Origin of the sequence: Saccharomonospora amisosensis (genome assembly GCF_011761185.1) — a bacterium.
Classification (GTDB): Bacteria; Actinomycetota; Actinomycetes; order Mycobacteriales; family Pseudonocardiaceae; genus Saccharomonospora_A; species Saccharomonospora_A amisosensis.
This window is the reverse complement of sequence record NZ_JAAOYM010000001.1, coordinates 224,329-239,719: the sequence shown is the minus strand read 5'-3', so window position 1 is coordinate 239,719 and position 15,391 is coordinate 224,329. Positions and strand designations below refer to the sequence as shown.

The 15,391-nt window shown below is 66.2% G+C and carries 14 protein-coding genes and 1 pseudogene; 8 read left to right on the top strand and 7 right to left on the bottom strand.

The annotated features are described in order from the left end of the window. Positions 1 to 105 precede the first annotated feature (105 nt). Positions 106 to 1,113: a LacI family DNA-binding transcriptional regulator gene (locus tag FHU38_RS01215; protein ID WP_167165687.1), complete on the top strand. Its 1,008-nt coding sequence runs from the start codon at positions 106 to 108 to the stop codon at positions 1,111 to 1,113. 66 nt (positions 1,114 to 1,179) lie between these two features. Here the strand turns inward: FHU38_RS01215 and FHU38_RS01210 are convergent, their stop codons facing one another. From FHU38_RS01210 to FHU38_RS01200, 3 genes are read right to left on the bottom strand one after another with little or no spacing between them, the layout of a single operon-like run. Beyond that, positions 1,180 to 1,485 (bottom strand): EthD family reductase, encoded by a 306-nt coding sequence (locus FHU38_RS01210; protein ID WP_167165685.1) that lies wholly within the window; start codon positions 1,483 to 1,485, stop codon positions 1,180 to 1,182. Positions 1,486 to 1,497: 12 nt separating this feature from the next. Beyond that, complete coding sequence (gene styA / locus FHU38_RS01205; protein WP_167165683.1) at positions 1,498 to 2,724, bottom strand: styrene monooxygenase subunit StyA; 1,227 nt, start codon at positions 2,722 to 2,724, stop codon at positions 1,498 to 1,500. A 20-nt stretch (positions 2,725 to 2,744) separates the two neighbouring features. Beyond that, positions 2,745 to 3,263, bottom strand: coding sequence for a flavin reductase family protein (locus FHU38_RS01200; RefSeq protein WP_313886632.1), 519 nt, complete (start codon positions 3,261 to 3,263; stop codon positions 2,745 to 2,747). Between the two features lie 81 nt (positions 3,264 to 3,344). Here FHU38_RS01200 and FHU38_RS01195 point away from each other — a divergent pair, with 81 nt between their 5' ends. After that, positions 3,345 to 4,046: an IclR family transcriptional regulator gene (locus FHU38_RS01195; protein ID WP_313886631.1), complete on the top strand. Its 702-nt coding sequence runs from the start codon at positions 3,345 to 3,347 to the stop codon at positions 4,044 to 4,046. A 12-nt stretch (positions 4,047 to 4,058) separates the two neighbouring features. Here the strand turns inward: FHU38_RS01195 and FHU38_RS27880 are convergent. Then, positions 4,059 to 4,626, bottom strand: a pseudogene (locus tag FHU38_RS27880) (sugar O-acetyltransferase). A gap of 155 nt (positions 4,627 to 4,781) precedes the next feature. On the opposite strand from FHU38_RS27880, the gene FHU38_RS01185 reads away from it, so the two are divergent. Then, positions 4,782 to 8,390 (top strand): NACHT domain-containing protein, encoded by a 3,609-nt coding sequence (locus FHU38_RS01185; protein ID WP_167165679.1) that lies wholly within the window; start codon positions 4,782 to 4,784, stop codon positions 8,388 to 8,390. 341 nt (positions 8,391 to 8,731) lie between these two features. Here FHU38_RS01185 and FHU38_RS01180 read toward each other — a convergent pair whose 3' ends face one another. Both FHU38_RS01180 and FHU38_RS01175 read right to left on the bottom strand, forming a co-directional pair. Next, entirely contained in the window at positions 8,732 to 9,679 is a 948-nt protein-coding gene (locus FHU38_RS01180; RefSeq protein WP_083840990.1) for an SUMF1/EgtB/PvdO family nonheme iron enzyme, read from the bottom strand. Positions 9,680 to 9,738: 59 nt separating this feature from the next. Continuing rightward, positions 9,739 to 10,518 (bottom strand): aminotransferase class IV family protein, encoded by a 780-nt coding sequence (locus FHU38_RS01175; protein ID WP_009156728.1) that lies wholly within the window; start codon positions 10,516 to 10,518, stop codon positions 9,739 to 9,741. Between the two features lie 199 nt (positions 10,519 to 10,717). Here FHU38_RS01175 and FHU38_RS01170 point away from each other — a divergent pair, with 199 nt between their 5' ends. Next, the gene (locus FHU38_RS01170) at positions 10,718 to 10,906 is read left to right on the top strand and encodes a hypothetical protein (RefSeq protein ID WP_167165677.1); all 189 of its coding nucleotides are present in this window, start codon (positions 10,718 to 10,720) and stop codon (positions 10,904 to 10,906) included. Here FHU38_RS01170 and FHU38_RS01165 read toward each other — a convergent pair. Next, on the bottom strand, positions 10,903 to 11,259 hold the full coding sequence (locus tag FHU38_RS01165) for a GntR family transcriptional regulator (RefSeq protein WP_040926819.1): 357 nt from the start codon (positions 11,257 to 11,259) through the stop codon (positions 10,903 to 10,905). The genes FHU38_RS01170 and FHU38_RS01165 overlap by 4 nt on opposite strands. 190 nt (positions 11,260 to 11,449) lie before the next feature. On the opposite strand from FHU38_RS01165, the gene FHU38_RS01160 reads away from it, so the two are divergent. From FHU38_RS01160 to FHU38_RS01145, 4 genes are all read left to right on the top strand, one after another. Further along, the gene (locus FHU38_RS01160) at positions 11,450 to 11,707 is read left to right on the top strand and encodes a helix-turn-helix transcriptional regulator (RefSeq protein WP_208415511.1); all 258 of its coding nucleotides are present in this window, start codon (positions 11,450 to 11,452) and stop codon (positions 11,705 to 11,707) included. Between the two features lies 1 nt (position 11,708). Next, positions 11,709 to 12,119, top strand: a complete 411-nt coding sequence (locus tag FHU38_RS01155) for a hypothetical protein (RefSeq protein WP_167165675.1) — start codon at positions 11,709 to 11,711, stop codon at positions 12,117 to 12,119. A 965-nt stretch (positions 12,120 to 13,084) separates the two neighbouring features. Then, positions 13,085 to 14,080 (top strand): AAA family ATPase, encoded by a 996-nt coding sequence (locus FHU38_RS01150; protein WP_167165673.1) that lies wholly within the window; start codon positions 13,085 to 13,087, stop codon positions 14,078 to 14,080. Positions 14,081 to 15,161: 1,081 nt separating this feature from the next. Then, positions 15,162 to 15,389 carry an excisionase family DNA-binding protein gene (locus tag FHU38_RS01145; protein ID WP_167165671.1) on the top strand — a complete coding sequence of 76 codons (228 nt, stop codon included), beginning with the start codon at positions 15,162 to 15,164 and terminating at the stop codon, positions 15,387 to 15,389. Positions 15,390 to 15,391: the final 2 nt, after the last annotated feature.

Sequence of the window (15,391 nt, the reverse complement as noted above, 5' to 3'; positions counted from 1 at the left end):
CAGTGAGAGCCATACGTCAACCCCTGTGTTAGCGTGCATCTAGCCCGAGGAGCGCCGATGTAGGCTTCCTGGGTTGAGACGTTTCACGGAAGTGGGAGTCGCGGTATGTCTCCGAGCATCAAGGACGTCGCCGAGCGGGCGGGCGTCTCCGTGGGAACGGTGTCCAATGTGCTCAACCGCCCGGAGCGGGTGTCGGAAAGCACGAGGCAAACCGTGCTGGCGGCGATCTCCGAGCTCGGGTTCGTGCGCAACTCCTCAGCCGCGCAACTGCGGGCGGGCACAAGTCGCTCGATCGGCCTCATCGTGCTCGACATGGCCAACCCGTTCTTCCACTACGTGGCCAAGGGCGTGGAAGAGGTCGCCGACGAACTCGGCTACGCGGTGGTGCTGTGCGACTCCGACGACCAGGCGGCACGCGAGGACCGCTACCTGCAGGTGCTCGAGGAGCAGCGGGTACGGGGTGTGCTCATCACACCGATCGAGGTCAGTTCGAAACGGCTGGACGCACTGCGCAAGCGGGGCACGCCCACCGTGCTGGTCGACCGGCACGACCCGAGGGTGAACTGCTGCTCGGTCGCGGTGGACGACGTGATCGGCGGGCAACTGGCGGGCAACCACCTCACCGAACTCGGCCACGAGCGGATCACCTACTTCAGCGGCCCGCTCACGCTGCGGCAGTGTTCCGACCGGTTGCAGGGGTTGCACCATGCCGTCGCTTCGGCCGGCCTCGACCCGGACAGCGCGATCGACGTGGTGGAGGCGCCCGCGATGAACGCCCGCCTCGCACACGAGGTCGCACGCGCCAGGTTCGCCGAAGGCGACCACACCACGGCGGCGTTCTGCGCCAACGACCTGATGGCGCTCGGTGTGCTGCGCGCGGCGCTGAGCGCCGGCCGCCGGGTGCCGAGGGACCTTGCCATCGTCGGCTACGACGACATCGAGTTCGCCGCCGACGCCGCCGTGCCGCTCACCTCGATCAGCCAGCCGACGCAACAGATCGGCAGAGCCGCCGCACAGCTACTGGTGGAGGAGTGCGACCACCCCGAAACCCACGCACACCAACAGGTCATGTTCAAACCTGAACTGGTGGTCAGGGAGTCCACCACCCCCTGACCCGCGAGTCCCCCGCTCCCGCCCGCGAGTTCTGCGTTCTCGCCCGCGAGTTCTGCGGTTGGCCGCTCAGCTGCCGTCGACGGGATAGTCCAGGATGATCGCCCCGCCCGTCGCGTACTTGGGCACGTCGGCCGAAACGGCCTGCCCCTGCGGTGAAGCCAGCGCTGCACGCATCGCGTCGGCGTCGGCGAACTCACCCTCGAACACCGCGAAGAATCCGGGTTCGTGGCCCGCCGTCCGCACATCGAAGGTGTATCGCATCGACAGCAGGCCGGGTAGTTGCTCCACCAGCGGGATATGCGTACCGAGATAATGCTGCTTGAAAACCTCGGGATCGGTGGGCGGGTGGTAGAGGACGACCATCTTGTGCATCCCGGTCTCCTTTCAACTCATGCCGTGACCGGTGAGGAAGTTCCTGGTGCGCTCGGGGGTGGCCAGGATGTCCCACTGGCGCTCCGGGTAGCTGAAGTTGTCCGTGAACGTGTCCGCGATGGCCTGGTTCTGCGACATCGCGCCGAGCAGTTCCAGCAGGTGCGGAGGCGGCGGCGTACGGATCATCAGATTCGTCCAGTCCGACACCGCATGCACCCGATCTTCCCTGCGGCGTGCCACCTTCTTGCAGAAGCGCTCGTCGAAGTTCTGGTCCTCCAGGATCGTCTGCCCCAGTTCCCATGCCGAGTACGAGGCCGAGTTGGCCCCCTGGCCGATGACCGGGTCCACCACCGTGTGGACGTCACCGACCGCGACGACGTAGCGCCCGTTGGGCAGCCGGGTGTAGTCCTCCCGCACGGAGGGCACCACGGCACCCTGGAGCAGGTCCTGCGGCCCGGTCAACCGGAAGGCGGCGGGGTCGATCCGCTCGAAGATCGTCGGGTGGTGCTCCGAAATGGTCTTGAGCACCAGCTTCTCGAACGTGGCTGGGTCGTCGTCGTACCTGGTCGCGGTCAGCACCTCGAACTCGCCGCCGGGAACCGCCTCGAACAGCAACGCGGTGACGTGGCCCGCGAAGGAGTACATCGGGATCGCGAGCAACTCACCGTGCCCAGGCGAGATACTCATCGTGACGCCCTTCGGTTCGGAGTGCGCCACCCCTTCGTAGAGACCGCCGCACAGCTTGCGCTGCGGCGTGTCGTACGGAGACTTGTCAGCCCTGCGCGGGAACATCGCGCCCATGCTGCCTCGGCCGGTGGCTATCACCACCAGGTCGTGCCGCTGCGACAGTTCCTCCACGTCGACCGCCTGCACCGGACGCACTTCGAACTCGCCGCCACGCTCGACGAAATCCGAAAGCAGTCTGGGTAGGTAGATCCGGTAGTCGAGGGCACGGGACGGCGCGGCGAAAAAGCCAGGGAAGCGGAGCGGCTGCGGCCCGCCGATGTAGTGGTGGTGGCCGAAGTACCCGTACTCCTCGATGTCCCAGTGATCCACGCCGAGCAGTCGCTCCCGCTCGACGGTGGCATGGTGGTGGGCGACGGTATTAGGAATCCGACCACCGGCCAACTGCTCTGCCGTGCGATCGCTGTAGATCGTCACGGGCACGCCGTGCCCGCGCAACAGCAGGCCCAGATGCAACCCTGCGACGCCCGCGCCTACGATCCCGATCCCTTCCATTAGTGGCTCCTTGTCCCAGTTCAGTGTGTGTAGAGGTTGTCGGCGTCGCTGTCCAGTGCCCGGTAGTCGCCGGTGAAGAACACCAGTGGAGTCGCGTCGCTGTAGTCGAGGTGTTTGACATGGCCGACGTACAGCAGGTGATCACCAGCGTCATGGGTGTCCACCACGTCGCAGCCGATCTGGGCCATCGAGCCGCGCAGGAACGCGGACCCGTCGACTAGATCGAACTCAGGCTGTAAGCCGGGTACCGGGTTACCGGCGAAGTGCCGCGAGTGCGGGCGTTGCTGCTCGGTCAGGATGCTCACGCCGTAATGCCCGGTCCGTTCCAGCAGGCTCGCCATCCGAGACGTCTTGCTCACTGAGACCAGCACGAGCGGCGGGTCGAGCGAGACAGAGAGAAAGCCGTTGGCGGTCATGCCGTGGACGTCACCCTCGGCAACGGTCGTGACCACGGTGACTCCGCTGGTGAACCTGCCCATGGTGCGGCGAAAGTGGATAGGGTCGACGGTCGAGCGGTGCAGCGGGGACTTCGTCCTCACAGCGCTCCTCCGCAAGAATCGCATAGCGAGCAGATTACTCACCGGACAGCTCTATATACGAGCAAAGGTAGCTTGGAGATTGTGAGCGAGGCAACATCGTCCAGAGCGAGCGTGCGCTCGCAGACGCTCGACCGCGCCCTCGACGTACTCGACCTCCTCGCGGACGGGCAGCCGCGATCGAGTCAGGAGCTGGCCACCGCCTCGGGGCTGCACCGCTCGATCGTTTACCGCATCCTGCGAACTCTGGAGGATCGCCAGCTCGTCAGCCGCACCGCCGAGGGGCGCTACACATTGGGACTCGGACTGCTGGTGCTGTCGCGCACGGTGCTCGGCGAAGCGCAGGCCGAGTTGCAGGACCAGCTCGGCCAGCTCGCGAATACCGTTTCGGCAACGGCGTTCCTGGCGGTGCCACAGGGACGCGAGGTAGTGGCGCTGGTGACGGTGGAACCGGCTCGGCACCGGACGGCGATCGCCTACCGTCCGGGCGCACGCTCGCCCATGGACCGAGGCGCGTGTGGGCTGGCGATCCTGTCGGCGCAGCCCGCGCGAGCGGACGAAAGACCCGAGGTGACGTGGGCTCGGCAGACCGGCTACGTACGCACGGTGGGCGAGGTGCACGCCGGGCTCACCGAGATCGCCGCGCCCGTCCGGCTGGGGCACGGCTCGGCCGCCGCGGTAGCCGTGGTGTTCGTGTCGGGCGACGTGGACGAGACCCACGCCGCCGAGGAGGTCAAGTCTGTGGCCGCACGCATGAGCAGGCCCACCGAGATATGGGAACTGTGAGCCGGGCTTTCCTCAACGATTCAGCTGGCGCACCACCCGCGCAGGGTTGCCCGCCGCGAACACCCCGGGCGGGAGATCCCGTGTCACGACACTTCCCGTACCCACCACGGTGTTGGCGCCGGCCGTTACGCCTGCGCATACGATGACCCCTCCGCCGAACCACACGTTGTCACCAACGCTGATCGGCTCGGCACGCTCCCACCGTCGGCGACGGAGTTCGTGCTCGTCCATCGGACGCAACGCGGTCAGGAACTGGGCCCTTGGCCCGACCGACACGTCATCGCCAATGGTGATGGGCGCGCAGTCGAGCAGAACGGCGTCGTAGTTGAGGAAGCTGTTGGCACCAATCCGCACGAGGTAGCCGTAGTCGCACTGTAGTCGCGGCATGATCCACGAGCCCGCACCGATCTCGCCGAGCAGCTCCGCGAGGATTCCCTGCCGTTCCTGCTCCGCCCCCGTCTCCTTGGGTAGCGTTGAACCGGTCGAGCAACGCCTGACACCGGCGCCGCTCCTGCACCAGCACCGGGTCACCGTCCTTGTACCACTCACCACGCAGCATGCGGTCTCGCTGATCAGCCATGACTTGATCACACCGTCGGCAGACCTTGCCACCACGAAGCCCCTTTCACCCTTTCGAGTGAGCGACGTTTGCCGCGGTCACAGAACGGCATTTCGAGAAGAGATCCGGGTAGCTCCTGGCCAGGTGACCCGGCGAGCACGGCTGGAGTGGGAACCATGCCACGAAACGAGCGTGCCGGACAGCCGGTGACCCACGAGCGCGAAGCACTGGAGTCGGTCGCGACCCCAGGGTTCTTCGGCAGGTTCGCAAACATCTGGCGGTGGCCGCGCCGCTGGCGGACCAGGATCCTTTCCTGGCTGGCCGTCGCAGGCCTGCTCGCCTATGCCTTCCTGCTCGTCTGGCCTGCGGTGCCGCAAAAGCCAGGCGGGGTGCAGCCCTGGATCGATCGGTACGAAGCCATCATCTATGTCCTCCTGCCGTTGGCTGTCGGGCTGGCCGGTTTGCTCCTGCTTCGGCTACGGCTGGCCAAGCGCGCCTTCACCAAACGGGCCGTGAAGAACACCCGCGAGTTCGTCCCGACCGCGAAGGGCAGCATCATCCAGGACGTCGTCGGCAGGGACCAGATGTGCTACGTACTCAAGGAGAACCTGCGCGACCCCAACGAGCGGCGACCGCACCTCCTCGTCGGAGGCCCGGGTGCTGGCAAGACGGCCGTAATCGTGCGGCTCACGAAACTGCTCGCCAAGAACCGTGCGGTACCCGTTCCTCTCCGGCTACGCGATCTGGGCGACGGCACCGAACTCGACTTCAGCGAGTTGGCACGGAAACGCTTCTGCCGCGAGGTTGACGAGGCCATGCTCGAGAGTTGGCTTGTCAAGACACGTATTGCCGAGGAGGCATGGCGCTGGTTGCGCAAGGAGAACCGGATCGTCGTGCTGGCCGACGGGCTCGAGGAAGTGTTCGCCGACGGGAAGAAGGAAAAGGACCGCGACAACCTGATCCGCAACGCCATCCGGGACGCCGGCAAGGACCGGCTTCCGCTGATCATCGCCACCCGGCCACACGCCCCGCTGGAGTCGGTGGAGGCGGCAGTCGTCGAGCTGGAGCCGTTGAGCGAGGAAGCGGCACTGGCGTACGTGCAGCAGCACTACGACCCCGAGGAGGAGCACCGCCTGGATTGGGTGGTGGAGCGAGGCCGGGTTACCGACATGCCCCTCTACCTCCGGATCACCAAGGAGCTCTCCCGGAAGCGGATGCTGCAGCACGTGCTGGGCAGGACCGCTAAGGGCAAACTCGACACCCGATCCGTCGACCGTCCCGCGTTACGCAGGCGGCTGATGAAGACCTGGGTCGACGCGGTGATCGAGGGAGAAATCCAGGAGAAGCCCGCGCTGACCCGCTTCGAACGTGAGGCCGCGATACTCCAGGTCTCCGCTCTGGCCTGCATCGGTCTGCGGCTGGACACCGTCGAGGTGCCGTTCGGCGAACTCGACACCGCGCTGCCCGACAACCGGGAGACGGAGGGGGTCGACATGGCCGTCGCGCAGTTCGCCACCACCGACACGCCCGGTGGCGAGGCCGGCAGGGGCTGGGATGCCTTGCTCAGCTTCCATCATCGACCACCGCGAACCGACCACGGCCAGACCCACTGGTCCATAGCGCAGCGATTGAGTCGGAAACTGGACGAGCTGAGCGGCCGGGCCGGGCCGGACCATTTCGGCATCGACCTCCCGCTCGCGGCCATCTGGGCCGAGCAACTGGGCCTTGTGGAAGCCCACGGCGAGCGAGTCAGGTTTCAGCACAGCCTGATGCAGGCTTACCTGGGCGCGCGGTTCATGGAGGATCTGCCGAAGGAAGATGTGGGACAGATTGTCTCCCCGGCGATCCGGAACTCCACCGGGCCGGGTCCGGAGTTGCTGACCGCGCTGGTTTTCCTGTCCCGCAATGACCTCGACGCGACGATACAGCGCGACGGGCAGCACGCGCGGACCGACGATGACGCCCAGTCCGAAGCCAAGTTGGTGAAGGAACTCCAGAGAGCCGCTCAGGATCTCATGGGCAACGGGAACAGATCGGATCGACGCAAGGGAGAGAAGGTCCTCGACCTCTACGGGACCGCGCTGGAGATCGACGCCGCCCACGTCGTGCGACGGCACAGGCAAGCCAACTCTCACCCGGCCACGCGAACCCTCGCCGGTTCCGGTTGCGGCGGGCTCTGCCTACACCACGAACTCGCCGCGGAGCTTGCCAAGAAATGGAGAGAAATACGGTCGGACGACACCAAAGGCCTTGAGGAGGCCAAGCTTCAGTTGGTGCACCGATTCGGCGAAGTGCTGCGCAGTCTCGGGGAGCAATGGGAAGCCGACCGTTCCCACCCGGACAACGCGGTAAGCGTGAACCTCCACCTGCCTGCCTACGAACGCCTCCGCGAGATAGGACTGCAGGAGGAGTCCTACCGCGTCCGGATAGCGATCGTGGAAGAGCTCGGAGCGGGAGGAGACACCGCACACGTCGCGCTCTACGACGAACTGAAGGACCCGTGGACCAGGTACAAGATCCGGCAGCAAGACACCGAAGACATCGAGATCCGGGAGGCGGATCGGGTCGTCGCGCAAGAACGGGTAGCAACGAAGGGAACGGCCGCCGGAGCACGACGTGAAGGCGTGAGGAAGGTTCCGGTGACGAAAGGCCCACCGCGGCAACCACCCGGCAACGCATGGGACCTCTGGCGGGAGGTCGTACTCGCCGCACAGGTGACTCCGCTGTTGCTGGGGTCGGTTGCCCAATCCGAGCATCGCGAGAACGTCAAGCGCTGGCTACACAGCTGGTGCGAGGGCATCAACCCGGACAGGCGGGAGGACGGACACCGTGACCGGTTGCCGCTGTCGGTCGAGCGAGCTTTGGCCCGCGGCTTCAAAGCGGCGGCGAACCGGCGAGTGCGCCATCCGGCCAGCTCCACGGAGGCACGGGACATCCTGATCGGCCAAGCCGAGCAGATGCTCAGGTGTGCGAGGTCATGGTTCACCCAGCTCACCCTTATCCATGCGCTCACGCTGTGGGCACTTCCCGACGAGGAGGTCGCCACCGGTGACAACACTGCGCAATGGCAGGACAAGTCGCCACGCAACCGCGTCGATCAGTGGCTCGACCTCGCCAGTATCGGCTCGGCAGGCCGCCTGCATCCCTTCGTGCTGGAAGCAGCCAATCTCGCGGAGTCGGCGTTGCGGACACGCAAGCCGGAACAGTTCATCTGGATCGACGAGGTAGGTGTGGTGAACAGGATCGGGTCGGCGACGGGCGACCCGACCCGGCACCGGATCCACAGCCTGTGGATACCACCCTCCACCGGCTGGAGCGCGCTGCGGCCCGAAGCCCAGCAACTCGTCGGCGACGTGCTGTTGCTGCTGAACCTCAGCGAGCGGGGCGAGACCCCGCGAGAACGCGATCGTTACCTCGAGCGCGTCAATCAGCCCGAACTTCCGCCATGCCTCGACGGCGATCGCAGGCCGCTGGACCCGCTGCTCAGCGTGGCCAAGCAGGGCCCAAGTCGACCGGGTTCCAGATGTGTGGACGGCTGCTCATTCGAGTTGTGCCCCTACCCGCCGCGCGGGGCCCGAGACCTGCGTGAACTTGGTGAAGCGTTCTGCCGCAGGCAGGCGACCGCGGTGAGTTCAGGCTTCAGGGAAAGAGGGTGGCGGCATCCGTTCCGCCGACACCGCGCCCCCTGGCAACACACGAAGCGGCGAGATCTGCGGCAGTTCTGGAACGACATGGCCGCTCGGATGCACACCCACACCGGACCGGACGACGCGGCCGAAGGTTGAGCACGAAGGCCCGCCTCAGTCGCGGGCAACCCAGCGACGTCACGATCGACACACAAAACCGATGAACCGTCCTGAACAGAGCCAGGACGGTTGTCAGATGGTGTGGCCAGGGCCGGGGTCGAACCGGCGACCTTCCGCTTTTCAGCTCTCGGGATGACCGTTCAGCCACGTCCGACCGGTACCGCGACCTGCGGAAAACACGCTGGCTGGAACAGTTGGGGCAGTCTGAACGGGCTTGAACTGCAACGCGGACTGCAACGCGCAGCAAATCAGGAATGAGCCGCTCAGTCGCTCTCTGCTGACCGTCAGGAGCCACGCGCCCCCCAGTGTTCCAGCAGCCCTTACCGCCCGTGACGGTCACTCAGCAGGGTGTCGAGCGCTTCCACCGATGTCGCGCACCGAAAGCCGGTGTCGTCGTCGCACATGGTCGCGGCCGCGTCGTTGAACGACGACGGCGTGGCACGGTCGAACAGGCTTGTCCACGCTCCGCCCTTCAGCTCGTACCGGCCGTGCCGAGTCTCGGTCGAGCACCACTCCCAGACGTTGCCGCACATGTCGTAGACCCCGTACGGGCTGATACCGCTCTGGTAGCAGTCCACGGGGGTTGTGGAACCGACGCCGTTCTCTCGGACGTTGCACTTCGCCGGGGTTGGCTGGTCACCCCAGGGATACACGTTGCCTCGCGTGCCGCGGGCCGCCTTCTCCCACTGCTGGCTGGTCGGTAGCGTCTTGCCTGCCCATTCCGCGTATGCGGCAGCGTCATACCAGGTCACGAACACGACCGGATGGTCAGCGAGCCCCTCGGGGTAGCGGCCGTTCTCCCACCGTTGCGGCGGTGTCCGCCCTGTGGCAGCGAGGAACTGCGCGTACTGAGCATTGCTCACGAGATGAGCGTCAAGGTAGAACTCAGGCACCCAGACCGGTTCGTTGCTGGGACCGGACAGGAAAACGCTCCCCTCCACCTTGACCATGTCGCTGCCGTCGCGAGGATGCTTGATCCGGTCGGAACCGATGGGCTCGGGATGCAGGTCGGGTTGAGCATCCGAAACGAGCGAATCGCCGACGAGGTGCGCGAACCGGGCACGGGTGTCCGCGTCCGACCGTGTCAGGCAGGTGTCGAGCGCGGCCTGGTTGACCGGCCGGGGACGTATGTTCTCCCGACCGGCTTCCCACTTGGAGATCATGCGCTCGCTGACGCCCAGGTGTGCGGCGAACTCGCGGATGCTCATCCGCTTCGCCTCGCGAAGTGCACGTACCTCGATGCCGGTCCACCGTTCGACCGTCGCCACTCGCTACCCCCAAGGTGATACATCCCGCGAGGGGAGCGTAGCGGACCGTGTCCGCCGGACTACACGGTTTCGCCGGGGATGTCCGCGTACAGCTCGCGCAGCTCGTCAAGGATCTTGTGAGTGGTTGGCCATTCCGTGCTGTCAACTGCGGCGACCGGCCGGACGCCGGTCGCGGCATTGGTAGCGAACGCAGCTTCCATGCCACCCAGGTGCGACAGGGTCAAGGGCTCCGTCGCTACCGGCTCGTCAAGTGCCCGGTTGATCAGGTTCATCGTGGTTCCGGCGAGCCACTCCGAACGGGGCCAAACGACTTGCCCGTCGCGAATGAACCCGATGTTCGACGTGGCGATTTCCGAGATCGTGCCATCGGGGTTGACGAAGAGGACGTCGTCGTAGCCTTCACGCTGCGCGTCGCGCCGATGCTTCAGGGCGCCGAACAGGCCGATGTGCTTCACAGACGGCATCTCACGACGGTAGGACGCTGCTTGGAGACGCAGCGGCGGAGAAGCGGCATCCGGGGCAGGTCTCGTGGTTACGAGTATGTGCGGGTCAGCGTCCGCCCCGATGTTGCCCAGGCCGAGTGCGGGGTCGTACACGGTGACCCGTACAACGGTGCGTCGAGCGTCGCTGCCGAGAGCATGGCGCACGTAACCGCGCACTCGCTCGGTGTCCAGTTCGACGTCGAACAGTTGGCGGCAGTCCCTCGCCAACCGTTGCATGTGGAGTGACAGCCCGCGCACCTCGCCACGCTCGACCAACATCGACGTGAAGTGGCCGTAGTTGGTCAACGCAAGGGCCTTGATCTGGTCGGGGTCCGGTTCGACACCGTTCAGTTGCATGCCGTCAGCCTCCCATCTGAGTGGCCTCGATCGCGCCCTGACAGCCGCGAAGTTCAGCGGAGGTTCAGTGCCGCTGGTTCGGCAGAAGTTCAGCGCTGAGGGGGTTTCTGGACAGTTCTCACCCGCGCTGGCTGGCAGCACGCTGGAGACATGAGCAAGCACGGCGCAGCCAGCAACGATTGCGACGGAGGGAGCAACGATGGCCAAGCAGACGTTTCCCGGACTTCAGACCAGCACCAGCCCGCTGAAAAAGGTGATCGGCACCGTAGTGGTCCTGGCGCTCTTGGTAGTCGTCGCGAAATACCCAGCCGACGCCGCGAGCTGGGTGAAGACACTGCTGAGCTGGCTCGACGGCGTTGTGACCTTCTTGCGTCAGGTGGGCGGCTAGCGCGCCTTGACTTCCCGCAGCTCGCGCTCAAGGACATCCAGGCGGCGGCGAATGGAGGCCAGTTGCGAGTAGACCTCGGCGAGGTCGCCGGTCTCCCCTGCCGCTTCCTCTTGAGCCGGTTTCGATCGGACGAACGAACCCTGTCCTTGGCGAGTGATGATCAAGCGCTCTTGCTGGAGCAGACCGTACGCACGTTTCACGGTGCCGACCGAAACGCCGTACTGCTCCGCGATGGCCTGGTGAGGCGGAAGCTTGTCTCCCAGCTTGTAGCTGCCGTCCTCAATGTCGCCCCGGATCGCGGAAGCGACCTGGAGATACGGCGGTCGTACGTCGTCAGGGTCGAGGCTGTCCACGACCAGCAGGATACGCCACACAGGCAACTAACCCATCTAGGTGATAACAGCTTACCTAGGTTGTCTATGTTGGCTGTTTTCTCTAGTGTTGCAGTCGTCGCGCGAGTCACTGACTCCCCCGACACGGCAGAAAGCCCCGACCGGTGCTGGCACACCGGCCGGGGCGGACATCGAAACCTTGGGAGCATCGATGCAGTTCGAGCCTAACCGGATGTACCGGGTGAAGGCAGTGGCAGAGGCGCTGGACGTCTCGGCTACGACGATCTACCGGGCCATTGAGGCCGGGAAGCTGGACGCGCTGAAGCTGGGCAAGGCCACCTTGCGCGTCACGGGCGCGGCCGCGAACGCCTACGTCAATGCGTGTTCGGAGGCGGCGTATCAGTCCTACGTGGTCGAGGGTGCCTCGGCTGCGGACGCTGAGGGCGAGCAGGCTGGGGAGGTGGCCTGAGATGGCGAAGATCATGACCACGGCCCGATTCGGTCCGCAGACGGTGCGAGTCCAGGCTGCCCAGTACGACGGGGGACCGCGCACGGTGGCGTTCAGCGCGCCGCTGCGGTTGAGCGAGGATGACATGGTCGCGGCCCTGTTCCGGGCAGCCGAGATCGGCCTGGAGGCCGACGAGCTGGACGACCTGGAGTTTGTGCGCGAGATGGTCGCCGATCAGGTCATCAACGCTGGCCTGGACCAGATCAACGAGGCCTACGCGCGAATGTGCGCGCTGGAGCCGGGCACGGTGATGCACGAGTTCACCAACGCCATGCGCCAGGCCGTTCGCCGCGCGTTCGCTCCGGCGTTGGTCCCGACACCCCGGACCCGCCCGGCGTCCGATCGGCGCGCGTTGGCGACAGCGGCCGGGTAGCACCTCCGCAGGGGGCACACAGCCGACGCCGTGTGCCCCCCTCGCGCTCCAATGCGCCCCCCTGTGCGCCCTGCCGTGAACCGCCGCAGCCGCCGATGCTGGGGGACATGCCACCCACCCGGCCGCGAACGGCAAGCACCCCAACCGGGGTCGATCGGAGCGACCCACAGCAATGGACCTGCGGAAATCGACCTCGACCGGCAGGCGCACCGATCGGGGTCACAACGAACGGAGCCACGCACGCCCGCACCGATCGGGGTCACAACGAACGGAGCCACACCCGCCAACACCCCCATCACAACCACACGAAGACACCCCCCACGCGACTCCCTCCCCGGGTACTCGCCCCGTAGCCCCTACCCACAATCCACTACACACCGTAACCGCGAGCAAGTGTCACACCCCCTGCGACACATCGAGCAAGTGTCACAGCCCCCGTGACACTTGCCCATGGCCTCTGACCTGCCCCGATGACACTTGTGACACTTCCCCAGCCCCCAACGCCGCTCAACACCCCCACGCACGTGACGGCACAACCCGCCCACAGCCAGGGGACGGAGACACCCACACCCAAGTGTCACAGCCAACCCATCCGAGGCAGCGCACAGCAAAAAACCAGGCGAAACCGGCCTCGATCGGGCCGCCTCGATCGCTCGCGCTGACCAGCGAAAGTCGAGGCAGTCGAGGGGTCGACTCGACTCGACGACACACCCGTTCACGAACACCCATCCCCTCTGGTGAGGAGTCTGGATTTGACCGCCCCACAGCCAGGCGAACGACACCTTCGCCCGGTGAACGCGCCCCGTGAACAACCCACCGGCGAACCCTCTACCGACGTTCTTCCCGAACCTTCATCCGAGGTTCTTCCCGAACCCGCCGACCTGCATGGGAAGAACCCCAGCACCGCCCGGAACCGAGAACCTGCGGACGGGTCGCGACGGGTCCGGCTCACCCCGGCGGCCAGTGTGCGACTACGCCCGACGTACTGGCTGTGGGACGGCCGCATGCCGCACGGTGCGCTCACCCTCGGACCGGGCCGGGAAGGCATCGGCAAGTCCCTGTTCTGTTCGTGGCTGGCCGCACGGGTCACTCACGGCGAACTCCCCGGCGTCTACCACGGTCGCCCAATGAGCGTGATCTACGCGGCAACTGAGGACTCTTGGGAACGCACCCTCGCGGGACGGCTCATCGTGGCCGGGGCCGACATGCAACGGGTCTACCGGGTCGAAGTCGAGCACGCGACCGGAACCACGGTCCCGCTGTCACTTCCGCGTGACTGCGACGACCTCGCTACCGAGATCACCGCGCACGAGGTCGCCCTGCTAATCGTGGACCCGCTCATCTCCGCCGTGGACGCCCGGATCAACGTCAACCAGGACCGGGAGCTACGCGGCGCACTGGAACCACTGGCACGGCTGGCGGATGCGTCCGGCTGCACGATCTTCGGCCTCGCCCACTTCAACAAAGCCACCGGGACGGACGTGCTCTCCCGCATCACCGGCTCACGGGCATTCTCCGCCGTCGCCCGTGCCGCAATCGCCTTCGCCCGCGACACCAGCGCCGACGACGGCTCCTGCGTGATCTCACAGGCCAAGAACAACCTCGGGCGACTCGACCTGCCATCCCTGCGCTACGTGGTCGAGTCGATCACCCTCGACACCGAGGAAGGCCCCGCCGAATGGGGCCGACTCACCATCACCGGCGAGACCGACACCCACGTAGAGGCACTACTCAACGACGCCGACAACGGCGGCGACGATCGCACCGAACGTGATGCCGCCGAGGGCTGGCTTTCCGACTACCTCACCGCCAATGGCGGTACCGCAGCATCGGCCGACGCCAAGAAAGCAGGCCGCACGGCCGGGTTCTCCGAACGCACCATCGAACGCGCTCGAAGGTCACTCAAAGTAACCGCCCAAGCCGAGGGCTTCCCACGCCGGACCTTCTGGAGCCTGCCATGACCACAGTCCCGCCACAGTGGCGCCAGTCGCGCCACACCCCCGAGCCATGGCGCCACTGGCGCCACTGGACCAACGTGGCGCTACTGGCCACCCACCTCTGTCACTCTCTGTGGCAGGGGACCGGTGGGGAGGCGGCGCGGGAGGCCGTAGGGAGGCGGGGAGTTCTCCCCAACACCCTCCCCGCCTGTCCTCCCCCCGCTGAGCTGCCCAAACCGACCTTGGGGAGGCTGGGGAGTCACCGTCACAGCCATGGCAGACAGCCTCGAACCGGGGTTGTTGGACATCGCGGGCGGCCTCCCTCCCCACCCGCCGGTGCGTCGAGGGAGGGAATCACCCCTCCTGCCGCGAAAGCCGCTCACAGCAGGTCTCAGCGGGTCGGATTCCCTTGCCTCCCTGCCTCCCTCCAACAGCCTTTCCGCACGTCAACCCGAGGGAAGCGGCCAAGGGAGGCGGTGAGGGAAAATTCCCTCCATCCCCGGCGACTCCCTCGCCGATTCCCTCCGCCTGCCTACCGTGCCCACACCCGCGACACGGCCCGGCCACCGCCACACAGGGCACCGGACCGACCGGTCAACGGGCGGTGAGGCCGCGAGTGAGCCGGCACCGGCGAGTTAGGTTCCTAACTCGCCGCCCGGACCGGGGCTAACCCACGCTGACCAGCACGAAGTTAGCCAGTGAGCCCAGTTAGCCCCCGCCGCCAGCCATACCTGACACGGCGAATACGGGGGGTGGCGACCGTCAAGGCCCGAGCTAACTCACCACGCCCGACCACGCAGCCAGTGACTCCGAAGACACGGGAGTGAGTCGAACCGAAGCCACCCCCGTACCCGCCCAGAACCGGCCCCACACCGGCGGTGACTCACTCCGGTCACTGACTCACTTCCTGCCTGTTTCAGCAGGACATCCCTAGTGACCGGGCCTAGTGAGCGGGCAAGTGAATATCCACTCCCACCCGCGCCACTCACTGGCCCAGTCACTACGCACTCACTACCGCCCAACCCTCACACCAACCCCACGACAAGGAGCACGCCATGCCATCTCCGCGACCCCACACCACCGCGAACCACGGGAGCCGCAGCAGATGCACACCCCCCACACCAACCCGACAACCACCCCGAACCGCGGGCGAGTGCTCCTGACCGTCGAGGAAGCCGCCCAGCAACTGTCCATCGGCCGAACCACCATGTACGCCCTCATCAAAGCCGGACACATCACCACCGTCCGCATAGGCCACCTCCGCCGCGTACCCGCCGACGCCCTCACCACCTACGTCCAGCAACTCACCAAGACCCAGCACACCGCAGCCTGAAC